We start from the raw sequence: 20,877 nt of genomic DNA, 5'->3' as shown, positions 1-20,877 counted from the left end.
GGCCGACCCCCGCACAATCGGGATCTCGTCGCCGGGGAACTGATAGCTCGACAGCAGCTCGCGGACTTCCAACTCCACCAGGTCTAAGAGCTCCGGGTCGTCCACGGCGTCCACCTTGTTCATAAAGACGACCATGGCAGGCACCCCGACCTGGCGCGCCAAAAGGATGTGCTCGCGGGTCTGCGGCATGGGGCCGTCGGTGGCGGCGACGACTAAAATCGCGCCGTCCATCTGCGCCGCGCCGGTGATCATGTTCTTGATGTAGTCGGCGTGGCCCGGGCAATCCACATGGGCGTAGTGGCGATTGGCGGTCTCGTATTCGACGTGGGCCGTAGCGATTGTGATACCGCGGGCTTTCTCTTCCGGAGCGTTATCGATGGAGTCGAATGAGCGGAAGGTGATCTTGGGATTATGTTTGGCCAGGACCTTGGTGATGGCGGCGGTCAAGGTCGTCTTGCCGTGATCGATGTGGCCGATGGTGCCGACGTTGACGTGCGGCTTGCTGCGATCAAACTTCTCTTTTGCCATAACTCTCCTGTGTCAAAGCCGGGGGCATTTGCGCCGCTGCCGGCTCGATGCCAACTGACCTGTGATGAAGCCGGCGATGGGGATTGAACCCATGGCCTCATCCTTACCAAGGATGCGCTCTACCACTGAGCTACGCCGGCCTGCGCGAATATCCGATTCACAACTGGAGCGGGCGACGGGACTCGAACCCGCAACATCTAGCTTGGAAGGCTAGTGCGCTACCATTGCGCTACGCCCGCCTGAACTAATTCATGGTGCTGGGGGTAGGATTCGAACCTACGTAGAGCCTAAGCCCGCCGGGTTTACAGCCCGGTGCCATTAGCCACTCGACCACCCCAGCACACCAATTCAATGCGCGCTTTCGCTCAAGCAACTTATTAGAAGCGTGAAGGGATAGCCCCTAGCGCGAAAAGCTACTATACGAAAACGGTCATTTTAGCCGAGTTAGGCTGCTCACGCAAGCCGATTTCTCGCGCAAGAATCCCGCGCTTCTTTCAAATTCGGCTTGCCTGGATGCTTGCAGATCGTGCGCGCCCTGTTCGTGAGCGCCTGACGCCACACCGTTGAGCGAAACCGCGAGGAGACAGCAACCGGCCCGATAAACTTCATTTTATTCGTTGTGGCGCGCACTGACAAGCCGCCCTCGGTGCGCGAATCGGCGTGAGCCCTGCATGACTTCTCTAAGATCAAAAAGCCCTGCGGCGAGAGCAGGGCTTTACATATTAGCATTCGTACAAGCTGAGCTGGCGCATCACGGACAGGTGCCCGTGTTGTTGGTGATGTCTCGATCAATGATGGTGTAGGCCGGGCCGCCGCCGATGATTTTAATCGTGGCGTTTGCGCGGTGCGTGTTGGCGTCTACGGTCGCCTGCACTTTGCGGTCGCCGCCGTTGTGCTGCAAGGTGATGATTGCGCCGCGGCGCGTGACCGTGCCGGTGCCGCCCAGAACTGTGCCGGCGCAGTTCTTGAAAACGTACTGGCCGGTCGCCGAGTTGATTTGCAGGATGTTGCCGTTGCCCTCGTCCTGCAAGGTCAGGTCAAAGCCGTCGCCGCTGTAGCGCGCCAGCGCGCCTTTCAGGAACGGGTTGCTCGCATTGCCTGCGGCGATGATCTTGCCGTCGCTTTGCAGAGCAGCGGCGTAGGCTTGATCGTTGCCGCCGGCGAAATCTGTGGTCACTTTGCCGCCGCTGCCGAAGGTAGAATCGAGGCTGCCGTCCCAGTTGTAGCGCGCCAGCGCGAAATCGTAATTGCCCTGGTGACTGGCATAGCCGACGGCGACGGGCCGGCCATCGGGCTGGATGATCAGAGCGCGCGCCGCGTCGTCTTCGCCGGAAAAATCGGTAGTGACCTTGCCGCCATTGAATGATTTATCGACCGCGCCATTATATTTGAACCGCGTCAACGCAAAGTCGAACGGGCCATTCACGTCGCCAGCATAGCCGGCAGCGACGATTCGCCCGTCGCTTTGCAGTCCCAGCGCGGTGATCACCGCATAAGGCTTCGCGAAAGACGCGGTGGCTACGCCGCCTGTGCCGAAGTTCATGTCCACACTACCATCTGTGTTGTAGCGCATCATGGTGAATGACGACCCGCCGCCGATGATGATCTTGCCGTCGGGTTGAACCGCCAGGGCAGTACCCGGGTAGCCGAAAAGACCGTATGGGGTTAAGACATAGCCGTTGCCATTGAAACTGCTATCGTGCCCCCCATCCGCGTTAAACCGGGTCAGGTAAGTTCCGCTCGGCAGGTACGAAAACTGGTATGCGGATCCGACCGTAACGATCCGATCATCGGGCAGGATGGCGAGGTTATAGATGACCGAGTCGTCGGGGCCTCTAATGATTCCGTTTAGGCCGAAAGTCGTATCGAGATGTCCATCAGCCGTGTAACGGGCGAGAAGCCAAAACGGCTTGCCCATGCTGTTCGATGTCTTCCCGCCGATGACGATTTTGCCGTTCGACTGGATGCCGATGGCGTACACTTCATCGGGGTCGTAGGAGAAGGGATTCAGGATATAGCCGCCTGTACCAAACGTCTGATCAAGGCTGCCATCGGGGTTGTAGCGCGCCAAGGCGACATCGGTAAAGGTTTGCGGCGGCGGGTTGGCCCCCCAGCCCGCGACGATGACTTTGCCATCGCGTTGAATCGCGATGGCGCGCAAAGCCTTCGGGCCTTGCGGGGCAGTGATTACTATTTTTCCACCGGTGCCGAAGGTCGGATCAAGGTCGCCGGTCGCGGCTTTGACCGCAAGGGTGAAGGATGAAAGGATGCCGACCATCAAGAAGACCAGCGCCGACATCAGCGCCAATGGGCGGAGGAGGCGGTGAGGATTAAAGTTCATCATAGTTATTCCCCCCGAAACACATTCCACACTCAAAGGTTGATTTAAGAACAATGACCAATTTCTGGGCTGCTCTTAACGAAAAGGCACAACGCGGCAAAAAATCCAGCGCCATTCTTGCCACGGCGGAGAAAAAAGGCAAGTAAATATAGCCCGGTCGGGCCAGGTTTGCGGTTTGCAATACCAAACGCGACGCCGCCGGCGGAGGTCGTAAATTCGGTGAAGTGATTGCCCGTTTCGGTCAATAACTGCGGCCCGCGGCGTAGCGCTCGCGGCGCGCGTAACGCCCGCTGCCCATGTTCTTGCCTTTGTAGGTCGCGGTCTGCGCGTGGCAGTTCGGGCAGATCAGGCGCACGTTGTCGAGTTGATTGTTCAACGGATTGCCATCGCGGTGATCGAGTTCGAGCGGTGCCGCCCGCCCCATCCACTCCGTGATGCCGCAGACTTCGCAACGATGCCCGCGCGTGTCGAGCAGGTAACTTTTCAACGCAACTTTGCCAATCGTGTCAATGTTCTCGATTTTTTTCTTTCGCCTGAATTGGAACTGACATGGCATTGAGCAGTAGACATTGTACAGGTGACGAACAGGCGCACCGCAGTTCCGGCATGGCGGTCTTTGTTTCCGCGGCTTGATGTTGTACAACGTGCCCTTACTTTTCAAGCCATGCTTCTTCAGCCAATGGCGAATTGTTGCGCACGATACGCCTGCGGCTCGTGCAATCCGGTTGATGCTTTTATGAACCTTGATTAGTTGCTCAAGGACTTCCCGCTGCATAACGCCTCCACTTTGGTTCAGTTCAGATATGCAAGGAATGTTACAGAAGCAGGGGAAGCGTCGAACGAGAATAAGGAAGTGGAGCCGGCGGAGGGAGTCGGACCCTCGGCTTCCAGTTTACAAGACTGGCACTCTACCACTGAGTTACGCCGGCTTAATTTTTCAAGACAACTTCTTCATCTTCGGGTTTGATATTACGCAATCGCGCTTTCATTTTGCAAGCATCGCGTCGTTCATTCGATCACCACCCGATGGCGGGGGCGTAAGCGGTTTGTTATGATGGTCGCGCTATGCGAGGATTCGCGTTTGCTGTCGCGCGGCGACTGCTGTTCATCATCCCGGTTCTATGGGCCGTCGTCACGCTCGTCTTCCTGCTCATCCACATCGTGCCCGGCGACCCGGCCTTAACGCTGGTCGGCGAAAACGCCACGCAGGAGCAGTACCAGGCGGCGCGCGCCGAGCTTGGCCTGGACAAGCCGCTGCTCACGCAATACACCGATTACTTGAAGGGCCTGGTGCGCGGCGACTGGGGCAGCAACCCGGTGACTCACGAGGCTGTGCTCAAGCGCATCGCCGCGCGCTACCCGGCAACAATCAAATTAGCCATCGCCGCGATGATCATCGCCACACTGCTGTCGATTCCGCTCGGCGTCACTGCGGCGACTCACAAAGGTTCTGCCATTGACAGCCTGTCGACGTTTGTTGCCCTGCTCGGCATCTCGCTGCCGAGCTTTGCGCTTGGGCCGCTGCTGGTGCTGGTCTTCTCGGTCCAGCTCGGCATGACGCCGGTGTCGGGCGCAGGCGGGCTGGCGCACTTGATCCTGCCGGCGGTGACGCTCGGCGCAGGGCTTTCGGCGGTGCTGACGCGCATCGTCCGTTCAAGCGTGCTTGAAGAGCTTGGCGAGGATTACGTGCGCACGGCGCGCGCCAAAGGGTTGCCCGAACGGCGCGTCATCTACAAGCACGTTTTGAAGAACGGCTTGATTCCCGTAGTCACCGTGCTCGGCCTGCAATTCGGCGTCCTGCTTGCGGGCGCGATCATCACCGAGCGCGTCTTCTCGTGGCCCGGCGTCGGCAGCCTGCTCGTAGATTCAATCAGTGAGCGAGATTACAAACTGACGCAGGGCTGTATTCTGGTCATCGCGGCGACCTATGTGCTGGTCAACTCCGCGACCGACCTCGTCTATCGCTTCCTCGATCCGCGAATCAAAGTTGAGTGACAAGTGATAGGTGACGAGTAACAAGCCCGATGCCTGCTGTCTTCCTCGTCACTCATCACTCATCACTCGCCGCTAATTTTATGACTGGGGTTACGAAATTCGGATTCGCCGTGGCCGGCGTGATGGTGCTGCTGGCAGTGCTGTCGCCGCTGCTGGCGTCGTGGAATCGCGTGCAGAGCCAGGACCTCGGCGCGCGGCTCGATGCGCCCGACGCGGCGCACTGGATGGGGCGCGACCAGTTGGGCCGCGACATGATGACGCGGGTTATTTATGGGGCGCGCGTGTCGATGATGGTCGGCCTATCGGTGGTGACGATCTCGGCTTTCTTCGGCGTCGCCATCGGCTCGTTCGCCGGTTACAAAGGCGGCTGGATAGACCGCCTGGTCTCCGGGTTTCTCTTCAACGTCTTCCTGTCATTCCCCGGCATTCTCTTAGCCATCGCGATGGTCGCCTTTCTGGGGCCGAGTTTAAAGAATCTCATCCTCGCGCTCTCGGTCATCGGCTGGGTCGGCTATGCGCGGCTGATGCGCGCTCAAGTCTTGAAAGTCCGCGAGTATGATTTTGTGCAGGCGGCTCGCGCCCTCGGCGCAAGCGATTTCAGAATCCTTACGAAGCACATTCTCCCCAACTCGATTCAGCCGTTGATCGTGCAGGCATCGCTCGGCATGGCGGGCGCCATCCTGGCCGAAGCGGGTTTGAGCTTTCTCGGCCTCGGCGTGCCCGAGCCCATCCCGTCGTGGGGCAAGATGATTGACGACTCGCGCGAGTTCTGGTTCACCGCGCCGCATCTGTTCATCTTTCCCGGCCTGATGATCGCGCTCTCGGTTCTCTCCTTCAACTTCATCGGCGACGGCCTGCGCGAGCGCCTCGATCCCAAGCAACGCCCACGTTGATCATTCGAACGCTTCTTTGTTGACCACAAACGGCATGCGCGACGGGTCGCCGCCATAGTGGCCTTCGATGACATCGATCAAGCCCTGCACACAGCGCCCGGCCATGCCGACGTCGGCGTCCGCAGACAAGCGCGTCTCGCGTGTCCCCGAAGCAAAGTGGTGAAAGAGTCGCAGGCGATCCTTCAAGCGCTCGTCACGCAGCGGTGAATCTGCCGGCAGCGGCTCGCGCGCGAAGACATCGAGCGCCGCGCCGGCGATCTGTCCATTGATGAGCGCGGCGACCAGCGCCGCTTCGTCAACGACCGGGCCGCGCGCCGTGTTGATCAGATAGGCGGTCGGCTTCATGCGCTCGAAAGCTGGCTGGTTGATCAGGTGAAGGGTCGGCGCGGCGGATTGCCGCGGCTGAATCAGCGGCACATGCAGGCTGACATAGTCTGCGCCCTCCAGCGCCTCTTCAAAAGTAACATAGCTCACTGTCCGCCGCCGGCGCGCAAATCCGGCGTCAAAGCGCAACTGCATCTCACGGTCAGCGAAGGTGACAAAGCGCTCATCGCGCGAATGGCGGGCGTGCAGCAGGATGTCCATATCGAGGCCGATACATTTTGCGGCGAAGGCTTTGCCGATGCGCCCCGCACCAATCACCGCGACCGTCTTGCCGGTCACTTCATCGCCGAGAAACGGAAGGTAAGGGTGCCAGTAGCTCCAGCGCTGCTCGCGCACTTCGGCTTCCGATGAGTAGAGCCGCCGCGACACCGCGCCGAGCATGAAAAGGGCGAATTCGGCGGTCGCTTCGGTCAAGACGTCGGGCGTGTTGGTGAAAGGGATGCGGTATCGGTTGGCGGCGGCGCGATCAATGTTATCGACGCCGACTGCCAGTTGCGCGACGACCCGCAGACGGTCGCGCCCGGCGGCAAAGACGGTTTCATCGATCCGGTCGCGCAGGGTCGTAATCAGACCATCAATGCCGCTCTTAATCTTTTCGATGATGAGCGACTGAGGCGGCGCTTCCGGCTCGCCGTAGATTTCGACTTCATAGCCGCGCTCCCGCAAACGCCGCCATGCCGCGTCGCCGATGTCTGCGGTCGCAAAGATTCGGATCGCTTTACTCGTCATTGATTTCTCACCTGCCAGTTGTCGGCTAATCTTGAAGAGACGAGCGCCAAAGCGCAAGCCTTCGCCTGCCGTTCAACCAGCGTTTCAGGGCCGCCGACAGAACCGGCCCGGATCAATATATAGCACTATGCCCCAGGGGGCATCGCTATTAGTTGTAGTTTTTCCGCCGCCTCAGCTCACTTTTTACTTGACATCGAATTGCGCTATGTTACTATGCCGTCAACACCGGAAAGGAGGTGGTCCAACGCGATGATAAGTCTTAGACCAGGTGAGGTGGCTGAGGCCTGAACGCGAGCCGTGGACGCCCGACGTCCGCGCGTTTGCGTTTCTCTTGCCGGAGTAGCACGCTCAACTGATGTAGGTACGGATCGGCCACAGGCCAATCCCAACAGTCCACCGCAGGCCCCGACGCCGTGCGCCATCGAGTCGCCGCGTCGGGGCTTGATTCGTTTCCGCCACTCGCTTGCCTGCGAGCTTTCGCGCAGGGTAAAGTAGATTCTGTTCGGACTCTTCGCAATCCCGCTTCAAAAAATCAATCGGAGGTCGCAACTCATGTCGACTGAAATCGTGGATACCCCGAAGGTAGGCGCCAACGAGTTCCCGGATATTGTCGGGGCGAAGCCTGAGAATCCCTATCTCGCGGCGTTCCGCCCTTATATTCCGTCGTCGGTGACGCTGCGCGAGTTGACGCTATTGCCGATCATCGTCGGCACACTCCTCGGCATTGTCTTCGGCGCTTCGTCGCTCTACCTGGTATTGAAGACCGGCTTGACCGTCAGCGCCTCGATTCCGGTCGCTGTCATTTCGATCACGCTCTTTCGGGCGCTGTCGAAATTCGGCATGCGGGACGCGACGATCCTTGAGAACAATATTGTGCAGACCGCCGGGTCGGCAGGCGAAAGCATTGCCTTCGGCGTTGGCGTCACCATGCCGGCGATCATGATTTTGGGCTTCGACCTTGAAATCACGCGCGTGATGCTGGTCGCCGTGCTCGGCGGGTTGCTCGGCATCTTGATGATGATCCCGCTGCGCCGGGCGCTGATCGTGCAACAGCATGGGTTATTGAAATACCCCGAAGGCACGGCCTGTGCCGAAGTGCTGAAGGCCGGCGCTTCGGAAGAATCGCGCGCCGCGGCGCACTCGGATGCCGGGGCGAAGGTCGAGGATGTTCGCGCCTTGCCGATCTTCACTGGGCTGGGCATCGGCTTCTTCTATTATGCGGCCTACGCCGCGTTCAAAGTCTGGAAGGATACGCCGCGCAAGATTTTCGGCGGCGCGTTCAACGGCGGCTCGATTGCGGCAGAGATCAACCCGGCGCTCTTAGGCGTCGGTTACATCATCGGCCCGCGCATCGCTTCGATCATGTGCGCCGGCGGCGTGCTGGCCTATCTGGTGCTGATTCCCGCCATCAAGTTCTTCGGCTCGGCGCTAACGACGGCGCTGCCGCCCGGCAGAGTGCCGATCAGTGAAATGGACCCCGATGCCATTCGCGGCGCTTACGTGCTCTACATCGGTGCGGGCGCGGTGGCGGCGGGCGGCATCATTAGCATGATGCGCTCACTGCCGACCATCTGGCATGGCTTGAAAGGCGGCTTGAGCGACCTGCGCGGCGGGCAGGCGGCGCGGGCCGGTTTGGTTCGCACCGATCAAGACCTCTCGATGAAGTTTGTTCTCGGCGGCATCTTCGTGCTGCTGGCCATGATCGTCGGTTTCCCGCAGCTCGGCCTGCACTGGAACCTGCTCGGCGCCATTCTCATTGTCGCCTTCGGCTTCCTCTTCGTCACCGTCTCGTCAAGGCTGACCGGCGAGATTGGCTCGTCCTCAAATCCGATCTCTGGAATGACCGTGGCGACGCTGCTGCTCACCTGTTTGATCTTCCTGCTGGTTGGCTGGACGGGCTCGATTTACTATGTCACGGCGCTCTCCATCGGCGGCATCGTTTGCATCGCGGCATCGAATGGCGGCACGACATCACAGGATTTGAAGACCGGCTTTCTGGTCGGCGCGACGCCGAGGCATCAGCAGACCGCTATCCTCATAGGCGCGCTGGCGTCGGCACTGGTGCTTGGCCCGATTCTGCTGACGCTGAACGAAGCGGGCACGGTTTATGTGCCGCTGGCCAATAATCCTGAGATTGCTTTCCCGGCAGACTTCCGCGTTGACCCGGCGCAATTGCAGATGGAGAACGGTCAGCCGAAGACCGAACGACTGCAAGGCTCGCAGGGCGTCGACGACCAGACCAATTACCGTGTCTGGTACAGGGCCGATTCAGATGAAGCCAACGCGCAAAAGTACCTGGTTAACGATCAGGGCGTCCCGGTCTACATGGCCGACCCGGCCATCAACGGCACGCATAAAGTGCGGCCCGATGGCACGACGGTGACGAAGTTCGACGCACCGAAAGCAACCTTGATGAGTTACATCATCAAAGGCATCTTGAATCACAAACTGCCCTGGGGACTGGTGCTGCTCGGCGTGATGATCGCCATCGTTCTAGAGATGTCAGGGATTCCATCGCTCGCGTTCGCCGTCGGCGTCTACTTGCCGCTTTCGTCTTCGAGCCCTATCTTCATCGGCGGCCTGATTCGCTGGCTCGTAGACAAGTACGTGCGCAAGAAATTCGCCAAACACGATCTCACTGAAGATCAACTGGTGGCCGAAGGCGATAAGAGCCCCGGCGTGCTCATGGCCTCCGGCTATATCGCCGGCGCGGCGTTGGCCGGCATCATCTACGCCTTCTTGAATGGCCTGCCGAGTCTTGGCCCATTCAACAAGGCGGTTGAAGACTGGGCGGGCCAGAGCAACCCGTTCTACGGCGGTGCAAATGCCGACTTGCTGTCGTTGATTCCCTTCGTGATTATCTGCGTGCTGCTTTATCTGGCCGGGCGCGAAGTCATTCTCGCTGGCAAGAAGCGAGGCGCGCGCACTTGAAACGGTTCATGACATGCTGAGCAAGCTAGAAGCGGGGCGCTCTGCAAAGAGCGCCCCGCTTCTAGCTTGCCGGCCTGGCTTACCAGATTTTCAGCTTGCGGAACACCTTAAACGGCTTGAGGAGAAACTGGCCGCGCGCATGTCGCCGGTAACCGTGCTGCGAAATTCTTCGCCCGCCGCGCGGCTCATCAATAGTAACCTGCGCCACAGTTGCCGTGGGCGCATCCGCATCGCTCGAAACCGTGGAATCGGAAGCATCGTCAGGCGCGGCGTCCTCGCCAGTCGCTGCTTGTGCCGCAGGCCGACTGTCACGCAATGCTGCGCTCGTGGCCTGGGCGGCAGGCTCGGCGATGGCCGCCGTGGAATTAGAATTAGGTAGCAAGCCGGTGATCGCTTTGCCCGACAGCCAGCCGACGCCCAGGCCGATCAGCGCCGCCAGCGCCAGCACAAAGTATTTCGACTCAGACGGCGCGCGCGGATTAGCCTTGCGCGGCTTCGGCCACCCCGGCTCGCGGTAAGCCATGTCATGCTCAATGCTTCTAGAAAATCGCCCCATTCTGATTACCTCGGTTGTTCGCTCCAATGACTAAAGCGCAATCCGTGTTCCTCCACCTGAGCGCGTCATTTGCACGGCAAGCTCGGTGAGGCGCAAGGCGCTGGCGTTTTTCCATACAGGCAACCATACACCGCGCCGGGCGTCGCTTTGATTGCCAAGCCGCGCGCCCATTGGCTATTATCCTTCCAGCCATGATTAAGACGATTGAATGGACTGATGAAGGCGTCGTGATGATCGATCAGCGGCGCCTGCCGAACGAAGAGCTTTATCCCGTCTTCCAATCTTACGAAGAAGTCGCCCGCGCTATTGAAGAGATGGTGGTGCGCGGCGCGCCAGCCATCGGCGTTGCGGCAGCGATGGGCGTCGCCCTGGGCATGAAGCAATCGCAGGCAACAACCGCCGAAGCCTTCGAGCAGGACTTTCATCAGACCTGTCAGCGGCTGGCAGAGACTCGCCCGACGGCGGTCAATCTCTTCTGGGCCATCGAGCGCATGCGCTGGAACTTCAACCACGCCCGCCGCGAAGGCCGCTCGCTTGACCAAATCCGGCGCGACCTCGTCAACGAAGCGCTCGCCATGCACCGCGAAGACATCGCCGCCAATCAGCGCATGGGACAGTTCGGCGCCGAGCTGATCCCCGACCAGGCAACCATCCTGACGCACTGCAACGCCGGGGCGCTGGCGACCGCCGGGTACGGCACGGCGCTCGGCGTCATCCGCGCCGCGGTCGAAGCCGGCAAGCGCATCAAAGTCTTTGCAGACGAAACGCGCCCGTTCCTGCAAGGCGCGCGGTTGACCGCCTGGGAGCTGGCGAAAGACGACATCCCCGTGACTTTGATTACAGACAACATGGCCGGGCACTTTTTGAAGGCGGGAGAGGTAGACGCGGTGATCGTCGGCGCCGACCGCATCGCCGCCAACGGCGACGTCGCCAACAAGATCGGCACTTATATGGTCGCGGTGGCGGCGCACGAGAACAACGTTCCTTTCTATGTCGCCGCGCCGCTCTCGACCGTTGACTTGAAGTTGAACTCCGGCGACCAGATTCCCATCGAATCGCGCGCCGCCCGCGAGGTGACGCACTTTCGCGACCAGCCGGTGGCCCCCGAGGGCATCGACGTCGCCAACCCGGCCTTTGACGTGACGCCGCACCGTTACATCTCGGCCATCATCACCGATGCCGGCGTCGCGCGCGAGCCATACGACATGAGTCTGGGGGCGCTGTTCGAGAGCAAACTATGAGGCGATTTTAGATTTTGGATTTTAGATTTTGGATTAGCAGACTGAAGCATCAAGCGGTCACGTCCTGTTCCTCAATCTAAAATCGTAGGCGCGAAGCGCTAAACCATGAAAATCTAAAATCCAAAATTCAGATATGAAATTAGAACACAGAATCGGCCAACTCTTATTGATCGGCTTACCCGGCCCACAGCTTGACGCGCCGTCGCGCGAGCTGCTCGAAACCGTCCAGCCGGGCGGCGTGCTGCTCATGGGTCACAATATCGAGAGCGCGGCGCAGGTCGCCGAGCTGAATAGCGCGATCCGCGCCGTCGTTCAGGTGCCGCCGCTCGTCGCCGTGGACCAGGAAGGCGGGCGCGTGGATCGCCTGAAGGGGATCTATTCGCCGATGCCCGCGGCTGATCTGCTGCGCGCTTCGGGCGACGCTTCGATAGCCGCGCGGCTCGGCGAGATCGCCGCCGAAGCGCTGCGCACGCTCGGCTTCAACGTCAATTTCGCGCCGGTGCTTGATGTCGCGGTGAACGATTCGGTCGAGAACGGTCTCAAGGGGCGCTACCTCGGCAGCACGCCGGCCAAGGTCGTGCGTCTGGCCGGGGCTTACCTCGAAGGCTTGCAGCGCGGCGGCATCCTCGGCGTCGGCAAACACTTTCCCGGCCTCGGCCATTCAGTCGTTGACTCGCACCATCAGTTGCCGACCATTGATCGCTCACGCGACCAGATCGCTAAAGAAGACCTGCTGCCTTACACCGAGCTATTCAGCAAGATCAATGCGCGGTTGAACGCCGTCATTGTCGGGCACGGTCACTACCCGGCGATTGATGGGCCTTCGGCGCTGCCGGCGTCGTTATCGAAGAACATCGTCAATGGCCTGTTGCGCGAAGAGTTGGGTTACAAGGGCCTGACGCTGACCGACGACCTGGAGATGGGCGCGATCACCGCGACGCGCGATATCGCCGAAGCCGCCGTTATGGCGATTGAGGCCGGTAACGATATGGCTTTGGTCACCGGATCGGGCCAGCCAGAGCGCGTCCTGGCCGCCTGGCAGGGCATGGTCGAAGCGGCGCAGAAGGGACGCATTACCAAGACCCATATCAGCCGCGCCTTCGACCACATCGCCCGCGTCAAATCGATGATCTCGCCGCCGCAACCGCAGAGCGAGATGGCCGTCGCCCGCCTGCGCGAGCGCATCGCCGAGCTCAACCTCGTGCTGCAACACACCAAGTAAACGATGAATGATGAATGATGAGTGATGAACTGAAAGAATCGCGCTCAATATCGCCAACTCTTTTCTCCGCCATTCATCATTCATCATTCATCATTCATCGTTTGATCACCTCCCGTCTGCTGCTTATTGCCTCCTGCTTCTTGCTCATGCTGCCGCTCGCGGGTTGCCGCCACGGGGCCGAGCCGGGCACGCTGGTTATCGCCATCGAAGCGCCGCCCGCCGGCTTTGACTCGCGTTTCTCGACAGGCAACGGCATCTCGGCGCGCATCATGCAACTGGTCTACGACACGCTGGTCGTTAAGAACAGCCTCTTCGAGTTCGTGCCGTCGCTCGCCGAGCGGTTTGAAGAATCCCCGGATCATCAGACCTTCACCTTTCACTTGCGCCAAGGCGTCGTCTTTCATAACGGCAAGCCGCTCACTTCATCTGACGTCAAGTACACCTTCGCTTCGATCAAAGACCCGGCGACCCGTTCGCCCATTCGCGGCTCGGTCGATAAGATCACTTCGATTGACGCGCCCGACCCGCTGACCGTCATCTTTCGCGCCAGCGAGCCGTTCGATCTCATCGGCACCCTGCCGGCCATCGGCATCATCCCTGAAGGCGCCGGCGCCGAGCAGGCCAGCGCGCCGGTCGGCAGCGGCCCTTACCGGTTCGTCTCTTACAACGAAGGCGAGGCCGTTCACCTCGAAGCCAACGCGAATTACTGGGGCGGCGCGCCGGTCATCCCGCGCGTGCGAGTCAAAGTCGTCACCGACAACAGCACGCGGCAGGCCGAGCTGATGAGCGGCGACGTTGATCTCGCCCTGAATGCGCTGTTTGATCCCGAAACCGTGCGTGCGCTGCAACGCCGCTCGGACATCCAGGTGGTCGTCGGTGACGGCGCTAACATCGGTTACCTCGGAGCCAACACCACGCCGGCTTCGGACCTTGGAAACGTCAAAGTCCGTCAGGCGGTCGCGTATGCGATTGACCGAGAGTCGATCATTCACCGTTTGCTCCGTGATCAGGCGCGCCAGGCGAACACCTTGCTGCCGCCTGAGCACTGGGCCTACAACCCCAACATCACGGTCTATGACCACGACCCGCAACGAGCCATGCAGTTGCTCGACGAGGCCGGTTTCCCCGACCCCGACGGCGACGGGCCGCAGACGCGACTGCGATTGACGATTCTCATCTCGACCGCGCAACTGTCGCGCAACATCGCCGCCATTCTGCAAGACCAGTTGCGACAGGTCGGCATCGAGCTTGAGCTGTTGTCGCTTGAAACGGCGACGATGAACGACCGGCTGGCGAAAGCGCAGTATGATCTCTTCTACCGCATCGGCCTCGGCTTCAATCAAAGCACCGATGGCTTTCAGCTGGTTTACCACAGCCGCTACCAGGACGCGCAATTCAACGACGCCATTGCCAGGCTGCGCGCCGCGAGCGACCCGGCGGCGATGCGCCCGCTGTTTGACACGCTGGCTACGGTTCTCGCCAAACATGACTATTGCGCGACGGCGGAAGTGAGCCGCATGATCGAGCAAGCCGCGGCGCTCGATGCAACCACCAGCGCTGTTGAAAAGCGCGCGCTCTATCTAAAAATCTCAAGCTTGCTGACAGATCGCGGCGGCCAGAACCGCATGCGTTACTGCAACCCGCAGGTTGACGATTGGATCGTCGAAGCCGAGCGCGCCGACACGCGCCCCGCCAAAGTTGCGCTCTACAGCCAGGTCGAAAAGGCGGTCTCTGACGAGCTGCCGCAGCTCTATCTCTGGTATCCGGCCAACGTGCTTGTCGCCCGCAAGCGCGTCGGCAACATCCAGCTCGACCCTTCCGGCTCGTGGTTCTTCATCACCAAACTGACGCTCTCTGAGAAGTGACGACACGGCGACGCGGCGACCGGAATGAAGGTCGGGTGTAGCGCAAGGCGGTTAGCTTGCGCGAGTCGCAGCGCAAGCTAACCGCCTTGCGCTACATGACAAATGCAATCAAAAACGGTTCTAGATGGAGCAACCCGATCAACCAGTGAGCAGTGATTCGCGCGACTCTCTCGCCGCGTCGCCGCGTCGCCGCGTCGCCGCGTCGCTCTTCGCTGGCGTGTCGCGCAGCGCCATCATCATCGGCTTTGTCAGCATGTTTTCCGACATCAGCGGCGAGATGATCTATCCCATTCTGCCGCTCTTCCTGACCGCGACATTGGGAGCGCCGGCAACCGTCGTCGGCTTGATCGAAGGCATCGCTGTCGGCCTGGCTAATGTGATCGGCGGCTTCTCCGGGTGGATTTCGGATCGCCTCGGGCGGCGCAAGCCTGTGGCCTTTTTCGGCTATGTCTTGACGGCAGCGACTCGCCCGGTGATGGCCGCCGCGCAGGTATGGCCGCTGGTGCTGGCGGCGCGCTTTGCCGAGCGCTTCGGCAAAGGCATCCGTAACGCGCCGCGTGATGCGCTGCTTGCCGAAGCGACCGAAGCGCGCTATCGCGGGCGGGCGTTTGGGTTCGAGCGCGCCATGGATTCGGCGGGCGCGGTGCTGGGGCCGCTCGTGGCGCTGGCGGTGGTCAACTGGGCGCGGCTCGATGCGCGCAGCATCTTTTTGATCTCGGCGATTCCGGCGACCGTCGCGGCGCTGCTGATTCTTACGGTCAAAGAGCGGCGCGAAAGTGTTGTCACGGGAACCGGCGAGCTGCGGCTGTCGCTCGCCGGCACGACGCGTGAGTATAAAAGATTACTTCTGGTGATGGCGGTCTTCGGGCTGGCGAATTCCGCCAACTCGTTTCTGATTCTGCGCGCCCAACAGTTGGGACTGGCAAATGGTGAAGGCGCGGGCCGGGCCATCAGCGCAGCGATCTTTGCTTATGCGCTGTTCAACCTGGTGTCCGCGCTGGCCGCGTATCCGGCGGGCGCGGCCAGCGATCAACTGGGGCGGCGCAATCTGCTGATTGCCGGCTTTGCGGTCTACGCCTTGAGCTATCTCGGGTTCGCGCTCGTCTCGCGGGTATGGATGGTCTGGCCGCTGTTTGCGCTCTACGGTCTGTTCCCCGCGCTGACGGAAGGCGTCGCCAAAGCCCTGGCCGTGGACACGGCGGGCCGCGCCGGCCGCGCCACGGTGATCGGCATCCTCTCGATGGTCACCGGCCTGACGCAGATTGCCGCGAGCTACGTCGGTGGCGTGCTCTGGGACAAGGTGAATGCGGCGGCGACGTTTTACTTCGGCGCGGCGCTGGCCGCCCTCGCCGCGGTGATGCTATTTGCGTTGTTGCCTTCGCGCATCAGCCCAGAGCGCGTATAATCCGAAGGCAGGAGGGCGCGTATGACTACCATTACGATTGTGCCGGAGAGCACGGGCAAAGATGGGATCATCTACCGCGCGAAGGCAGGGACACTTCAATCAGAAGGTCGGAGCGCAGGCGAAGCGCTGGATGCTTTAACTAAACAGTTGGACCAAGCGGAAACCGGAGCCCTGGTGGTCATTCAACAACCGCCTACGGAATGGTCAATTTTCGTAGCTGCATATTATGAAGCCATCATCGACCACGTTCAAAGAACTCTATCGGGCGAAATGCCGCTGCCGGATGCTTTCTTCACGGCAGCGCAACAACATCGCTTGAGTGAGTTGATGGCGCGCTGGCGCGAGGCGCGCGACGAGAGCCGCCAACTACAGCCTGAAGAGCAAGCTGAATTGGAACAACTCATCAATGCTGAGGTGCAGGCGGCAACGCGGCGTGCGGAATCTACAGTTGCTGAGTGGAAGAAATGAACCCTCACTACACACTGGTTGCGCGACGCGCCGCGCACCGATGTGAGTACTGTCATGCGCCCGAAGTCATCTTCAATTTCCCATTCGAGGTCGAACACATCATCCCCTTGTCGAAAGCCGGCGAGGATAATAAGGCTAATCTGGCGCTCGCGTGCCGCGCCTGCAATGTTCATAAAGGGGATTGGCTAACCGGCCTAGATGAACAGACCCGTAGCGATTCGCGTTTATTCAATCCACGCGGGGATAACTGGGAAGAACACTTTATGCTCGACCTTGAAACGGGCACGATACATGGTTTGACTGCGATTGGCAGGGCTTCGGTTTGGCGGCTGCGAATGAATAAGCCGATGCAGGTGACCGCACGACTTCGATGGATTCAATTAGGATTTTTCATATGAACGATAGCATTCAGATACGGCCCGAACAACCTGACGACATTGCCGCAATTCGCCGGGTCAACGAGCGCGCCTTCGATGGCCCGACGGAGGCTGATCTCATTGACCTGTTACGCGCCCACGGCAAGGTCACGCTGTCGCTGGTCGCGGTTCACGAGGCGCAAGTCGTCGGGCATATCCTGTTCAGCCCCGTCGTCATCGGAGCGACCGGGAAATCAGCCGCCGCCGTCGGGCTGGCGCCGATGGCCGTGCTTCCCGAGTGGCAGAATCAGGGCGTCGGCTCACGGCTGGTCAGGGCCGGACTCGAAGCGTGCCGCCGCCTCGGTCACCGGGCCGCCGTCGTGCTCGGTCATGCGAACTACTATCCGCGCTTCGGCTTCGCGCCCGCCAGCCGCTTCCATATCCGCTCCGAATACGACGTGCCGGATGAAATCTTCATGGCAATGGAGCTAGAGCCGGGCGCGCTCGCGGCTTGCGCCGGCACCGCGAAATACCAGGCGGAATTCAACGACATTTAGCGCTCAACCTGCCGCCCTGGCCCGCGCAAATTCGGGTTGCCCTGCCGGCGGCGGATGAAGATAATCCATCTGCACTTCATTTGCGTATCAGTCAATCAATTCATTCGACAAGGAGATTGCCATGCAAAGCACCATGCAGGATCGCCCATTGACGATCAACCATATCTTCGAGCACAGTCGCCGCGTTCACGCCTCAAGCGAAGTCGTGACCTTTATGGGCGACGGCTGCCGTCGCGCCCGCTATGCCGAAGTCGGCGACCGTGCCGAGCGATTAGCCGCCGCCTTGAAACGGTTGGGCGTCAATCAGGGCGACCGCGTCGGCACCTTCTGCTGGAACACCCAGGAACACCTCGAAGCCTACTTCGCCATTCCCTGCATGGGCGCGGTGCTGCACACGCTCAACCTGCGGCTCTTTCCCGAACAGCTCACCTACGTCATCAACCACGCCGAAGACCGCGTCATTATCGTTGACGACACGCTGGTGCCGCTGCTGGCCCGCGTCGCGCCTGAGCTGAAGAGTGTCCAACATTACATTGTTGTAGGCAGTGGCGACGCCTCGGCGCTCGGCGAGGTGCTGCGTTATGAAGAACTGCTTGCCGCGGAGTCTCTGGGTTTTGACTGGCCGGAGATTGACGAGCGCGCGGCGGCGGCGATGTGTTACACCAGCGGCACGACCGGCAACCCGAAAGGCGTCGTCTATTCGCACCGCTCAACCTATCTGCACTCGCTTGCGAGTTGCGCCGGCTACATCTTCAGCTTTACCGAGCGCGACCGCATCCTGCCCATCGTGCCGATGTTCCATGCGAACGCCTGGGGCTTGCCTTATTCGGGATGGACGGCGGGCGCTGACTTCATCATGCCGTCGCGCTTTCTACAAGCCGAACCATTGTGCCGCCTGATTGCCAGCGAGCGCCCGACCTTCACCGGCGCGGTGCCGACGATCTGGAATGAAGTGCTGCGCTACAGCGAAGGGCGCGAGCTGGATTTTTCGTCAATACGCATGGTGATCTGCGGCGGCTCGGCGGTGCCGCGCAGCTTGATGGAGCGCTTCCAGGAAAAGTTCGGCGTCCGCATTATCCAGGCATGGGGCATGACCGAAACCAGCCCGCTCGCCGCCCTCTCTTTCGCGCCCAAAGACAGCCGGCCCGAAGAAGAGTTCGACTGGCGCTGCCGCACAGGGCGCGTCGAGCCCGGCGTTGAGATTCGCCTGACCGACCTGGATACGGTGCTGGATTGGGACGGCCAGTCCGTAGGCGAGATAGAGGTCCGCGGCCCGTGGATCACCGCCAGCTATTACGGCGACGACACGCCGGAGAAGTTTCACGACGGCTGGCTGCGCACAGGCGATGTCGGGACCATAGACGAGCGCGGCTTCATTCAAATCACCGACCGCGCCAAGGACGTGATCAAGTCGGGCGGCGAGTGGATTTCGACTGTCGAATTAGAGAACGCTTTGATGGCGCACCCCGACATCATTGAAGCGGCGGTCATCGGCGTGCCCGACGAGAAGTGGGACGAGCGCCCGCTGGCCTGCGTCGTCTTGAAAGAAAAGGCGGCGGCGACGCCCGATCAACTGCGCGCTTTTCTGGCCACGCGCGTCGCCCGCTGGTGGATACCAGAGCGCTGGTCGTTCATCAGCGAAGTGCCGAAGACCAGCGTCGGCAAATTCGATAAGAAAGTCCTGCGCGCCCGCCGCGAGCACAATGAGCTAGAGATCATCGAAGCCGGCACGCGCGCCGCCGGCGATGCCTAAACGCGTCGAGCGCCTGGCCGAGTATCGCCCGGCGTGGCAAATCCGATTCCGAAAAGTTCGCCGTAGATGTCGGCAAACGCAAAGGAGGCGGATATGCAAGACACGCGGGAATTATATGAAGAGAATCGGGCGCTCGGCTTGACGGTGCTGGTTTATTACGCGGTAATGATCGCCGCTTTCGCCATCGGTTTGTACGGCCTGTTTTCACTGATCTGGATGGCCGGCGACAGCTTTGCACAGAACCTACACGCGCTTGGCCTGCTGCTTTGATGGATGGTGATCGCCGCTCGTCATCTCACACTCACACGCACGCCGACCCACCAAAGTCGCGTGGGTTCGATCTCCTTCCCAGATTCGCGCTTTGAGCGCGAGGTTGAAAGCCGCCATCAGCGGGTGCTAGACTTGCCGTGATGAGTACGTCCACGACCGGCAATCATCCCGCGGCGCGCAGCATTGCCTGGACGCTGACACGGCGTATCGGCATGGTCATCGTGCTGGCGCTGGCCTTTTTCCTGAGCGCGACGATCACCATTTATACGCTCTTCCGCATCGGCGACACGCGCGTTCCCGATTGTATAGGCAAGCCCGAAGCCGAAGCTCAAAAGCTGGCCGAGCACGCCGGGCTCAAGGTCAAGGTGACGCGCCGCAACGATGCCGCGCCAGCGGACACCGTCATTGAAACGCGGCCCGGCCCGAACGCTTCGGTCAAGAAAGATTCGACGGTCACCATTATCGTCAGCGCCGGCCCGGCGAAAGGCGAAAACCAGTTCCCGGTTTCCAGCTACCAGGTGTCAGTTGTCAGGTGTCAGTTGCCCGTTTCTGGCGCGCTGCCATCGGCAATCGGCGCTGGCAAGCGACCCATAATCGGATGGGAACCGGGAACGAGCAACTGGTAACTGAGAACGACTCATGGTTGAAATTGCGCCATCAATTTTATCCGCCGATTTCGCGCGACTCGGCGAAGAGATTCAAGCTGCCGAGCGCGGCGGCGCCGGCTTGATTCACGTTGACATCATGGACGGGCACTTTGTGCCGAACATTACAATTGGCCCGCTGGTCGTCAAGGCGGCGCGCAAAACCACGAAGCTGCCGCTCGACTGTCACCTGATGATTACCGACCCCGACCGCTACATCAGTGATTTTGCGCGCGCCGGCGCCAACCTGATCTCCGTGCATGTCGAGGCGGTGACGCATCTGCACCGGACGCTTACGGCGATCCGCGAGCTGGGCTGCCGCCCCGGCGTGGTGCTGAACCCGGCGACGCCGCTCGCGGCCATCGAAGAGGCGTTGCGCTACGTTGATTATGTCCTGGTGATGAGCGTCAATCCGGGCTTCGGCGGCCAGTCGTTCATTGAGCCGTGTCTTGACAAGGTCAGTCGCCTACGCGGTATGATTGAAAGTCGCGGCCTCAACGTGCAGATTGAAATAGATGGCGGCGTCGGGCTCGAAAACGTCGTCGAGGTGGTGCGCGCGGGAGCGCGCTGGCTGGTTGCCGGTTCGGCAGTTTTCGGAACCGGCGATGCGGAAGCGGCGACCCGGGCGTTGCGCCAGAAAGCGATGGAGCCGCTGACGGTTTAGCCGCCGTTGAATCGAGAAGCGCAAAGTACGCCCCGGCGTTTTACCCGTGCTCGATCATTCAGCCTTTAAATCCAA

Annotated in this window: 19 protein-coding genes and 4 tRNA genes; 14 read left to right on the top strand and 9 right to left on the bottom strand. The window is 60.7% G+C overall.

Annotated elements, in window-relative coordinates; all coding sequences use genetic code 11:
• From VJ464_17395 to VJ464_17365, 7 genes are all read right to left on the bottom strand, one after another.
• On the bottom strand, nt 1-528 hold a 528-nt coding region (locus tag VJ464_17395; GenBank protein HKQ06908.1), incomplete at its 3' end, for a GTP-binding protein.
• A gap of 68 nt (nt 529-596) precedes the next feature.
• Nucleotides 597-668, bottom strand: a tRNA-Thr gene (locus VJ464_17390).
• 24 nt (nt 669-692) lie between these two features.
• Nucleotides 693-767 (bottom strand) — tRNA-Gly (locus VJ464_17385).
• 13 nt (nt 768-780) lie between these two features.
• Nucleotides 781-868 (bottom strand) — tRNA-Tyr (locus tag VJ464_17380).
• 411 nt (nt 869-1,279) lie between these two features.
• Nucleotides 1,280-2,872 carry a hypothetical protein gene (locus tag VJ464_17375; protein ID HKQ06907.1) on the bottom strand — a complete coding sequence of 531 codons (1,593 nt, stop codon included), beginning with the start codon at nt 2,870-2,872 and terminating at the stop codon, nt 1,280-1,282.
• 238 nt (nt 2,873-3,110) lie between these two features.
• A complete protein-coding gene (locus VJ464_17370; GenBank protein HKQ06906.1) occupies nt 3,111-3,356 on the bottom strand; it encodes an HNH endonuclease signature motif containing protein in 246 nt (81 codons plus the stop codon).
• 367 nt (nt 3,357-3,723) lie between these two features.
• Nucleotides 3,724-3,798 (bottom strand) — tRNA-Thr (locus VJ464_17365).
• 136 nt (nt 3,799-3,934) lie between these two features.
• On the opposite strand from VJ464_17365, the gene nikB reads away from it, so the two are divergent.
• Both nikB and VJ464_17355 read left to right on the top strand, forming a co-directional pair.
• Entirely contained in the window at nt 3,935-4,864 is a 930-nt protein-coding gene (gene nikB, locus VJ464_17360; protein HKQ06905.1) for a nickel ABC transporter permease, read from the top strand.
• 80 nt (nt 4,865-4,944) lie between these two features.
• Nucleotides 4,945-5,757, top strand: a complete 813-nt coding sequence (locus VJ464_17355; GenBank protein HKQ06904.1) for an ABC transporter permease — start codon at nt 4,945-4,947, stop codon at nt 5,755-5,757.
• On the opposite strand, the gene VJ464_17350 is transcribed toward VJ464_17355, so the two are convergent.
• Entirely contained in the window at nt 5,758-6,870 is a 1,113-nt protein-coding gene (locus VJ464_17350) for a D-glycerate dehydrogenase (protein HKQ06903.1), read from the bottom strand.
• 552 nt (nt 6,871-7,422) lie between these two features.
• Here VJ464_17350 and VJ464_17345 point away from each other — a divergent pair.
• Nucleotides 7,423-9,801 carry an oligopeptide transporter, OPT family gene (locus VJ464_17345; GenBank protein ID HKQ06902.1) on the top strand — a complete coding sequence of 793 codons (2,379 nt, stop codon included), beginning with the start codon at nt 7,423-7,425 and terminating at the stop codon, nt 9,799-9,801.
• A gap of 79 nt (nt 9,802-9,880) precedes the next feature.
• Here the strand turns inward: VJ464_17345 and VJ464_17340 are convergent, their stop codons facing one another.
• Nucleotides 9,881-10,357, bottom strand: coding sequence for a hypothetical protein (locus tag VJ464_17340; protein HKQ06901.1), 477 nt, complete (start codon nt 10,355-10,357; stop codon nt 9,881-9,883).
• A gap of 191 nt (nt 10,358-10,548) precedes the next feature.
• Between VJ464_17340 and mtnA the strand changes: the two genes are divergently transcribed.
• The 11 genes from mtnA to rpe all read left to right on the top strand — a co-directional run bounded on the left by mtnA (nt 10,549) and on the right by rpe (nt 20,802).
• Nucleotides 10,549-11,598, top strand: a complete 1,050-nt coding sequence (mtnA, locus tag VJ464_17335; GenBank protein HKQ06900.1) for an S-methyl-5-thioribose-1-phosphate isomerase — start codon at nt 10,549-10,551, stop codon at nt 11,596-11,598.
• A 133-nt stretch (nt 11,599-11,731) separates the two neighbouring features.
• Nucleotides 11,732-12,820: a beta-N-acetylhexosaminidase gene (gene nagZ, locus VJ464_17330; protein ID HKQ06899.1), complete on the top strand. Its 1,089-nt coding sequence runs from the start codon at nt 11,732-11,734 to the stop codon at nt 12,818-12,820.
• A 14-nt stretch (nt 12,821-12,834) separates the two neighbouring features.
• Entirely contained in the window at nt 12,835-14,685 is a 1,851-nt protein-coding gene (locus VJ464_17325) for an ABC transporter substrate-binding protein (GenBank protein HKQ06898.1), read from the top strand.
• 145 nt (nt 14,686-14,830) lie between these two features.
• Complete coding sequence (locus VJ464_17320) at nt 14,831-16,090, top strand: MFS transporter (GenBank protein HKQ06897.1); 1,260 nt, start codon at nt 14,831-14,833, stop codon at nt 16,088-16,090.
• A gap of 21 nt (nt 16,091-16,111) precedes the next feature.
• Nucleotides 16,112-16,558 (top strand): hypothetical protein, encoded by a 447-nt coding sequence (locus VJ464_17315; GenBank protein HKQ06896.1) that lies wholly within the window; start codon nt 16,112-16,114, stop codon nt 16,556-16,558.
• On the top strand, nt 16,555-16,956 hold the full coding sequence (locus VJ464_17310) for an HNH endonuclease signature motif containing protein (GenBank protein HKQ06895.1): 402 nt from the start codon (nt 16,555-16,557) through the stop codon (nt 16,954-16,956). The genes VJ464_17315 and VJ464_17310 overlap by 4 nt, the downstream gene beginning before the upstream one ends.
• Nucleotides 16,953-17,471, top strand: coding sequence for an N-acetyltransferase (locus VJ464_17305; protein ID HKQ06894.1), 519 nt, complete (start codon nt 16,953-16,955; stop codon nt 17,469-17,471). Before VJ464_17310 ends, VJ464_17305 begins: the two co-directional genes overlap by 4 nt.
• 121 nt (nt 17,472-17,592) lie before the next feature.
• Nucleotides 17,593-19,224 (top strand): long-chain fatty acid--CoA ligase, encoded by a 1,632-nt coding sequence (locus VJ464_17300; protein HKQ06893.1) that lies wholly within the window; start codon nt 17,593-17,595, stop codon nt 19,222-19,224.
• Nucleotides 19,225-19,317: 93 nt separating this feature from the next.
• Complete coding sequence (locus VJ464_17295) at nt 19,318-19,494, top strand: hypothetical protein (GenBank protein HKQ06892.1); 177 nt, start codon at nt 19,318-19,320, stop codon at nt 19,492-19,494.
• 140 nt (nt 19,495-19,634) lie between these two features.
• A complete protein-coding gene (locus VJ464_17290; GenBank protein HKQ06891.1) occupies nt 19,635-20,120 on the top strand; it encodes a PASTA domain-containing protein in 486 nt (161 codons plus the stop codon).
• Nucleotides 20,121-20,133: 13 nt separating this feature from the next.
• The gene (gene rpe / locus VJ464_17285) at nt 20,134-20,802 is read left to right on the top strand and encodes a ribulose-phosphate 3-epimerase (protein ID HKQ06890.1); all 669 of its coding nucleotides are present in this window, start codon (nt 20,134-20,136) and stop codon (nt 20,800-20,802) included.
• Nucleotides 20,803-20,877: the final 75 nt, after the last annotated feature.

This window comes from Blastocatellia bacterium (assembly GCA_035275065.1).
Taxonomy (GTDB): Bacteria; Acidobacteriota; Blastocatellia; order UBA7656; family UBA7656; genus DATENM01.
The sequence above is the reverse complement of the archived record's forward strand: the minus strand, read 5'-3'. Positions and strand labels throughout refer to the sequence as shown.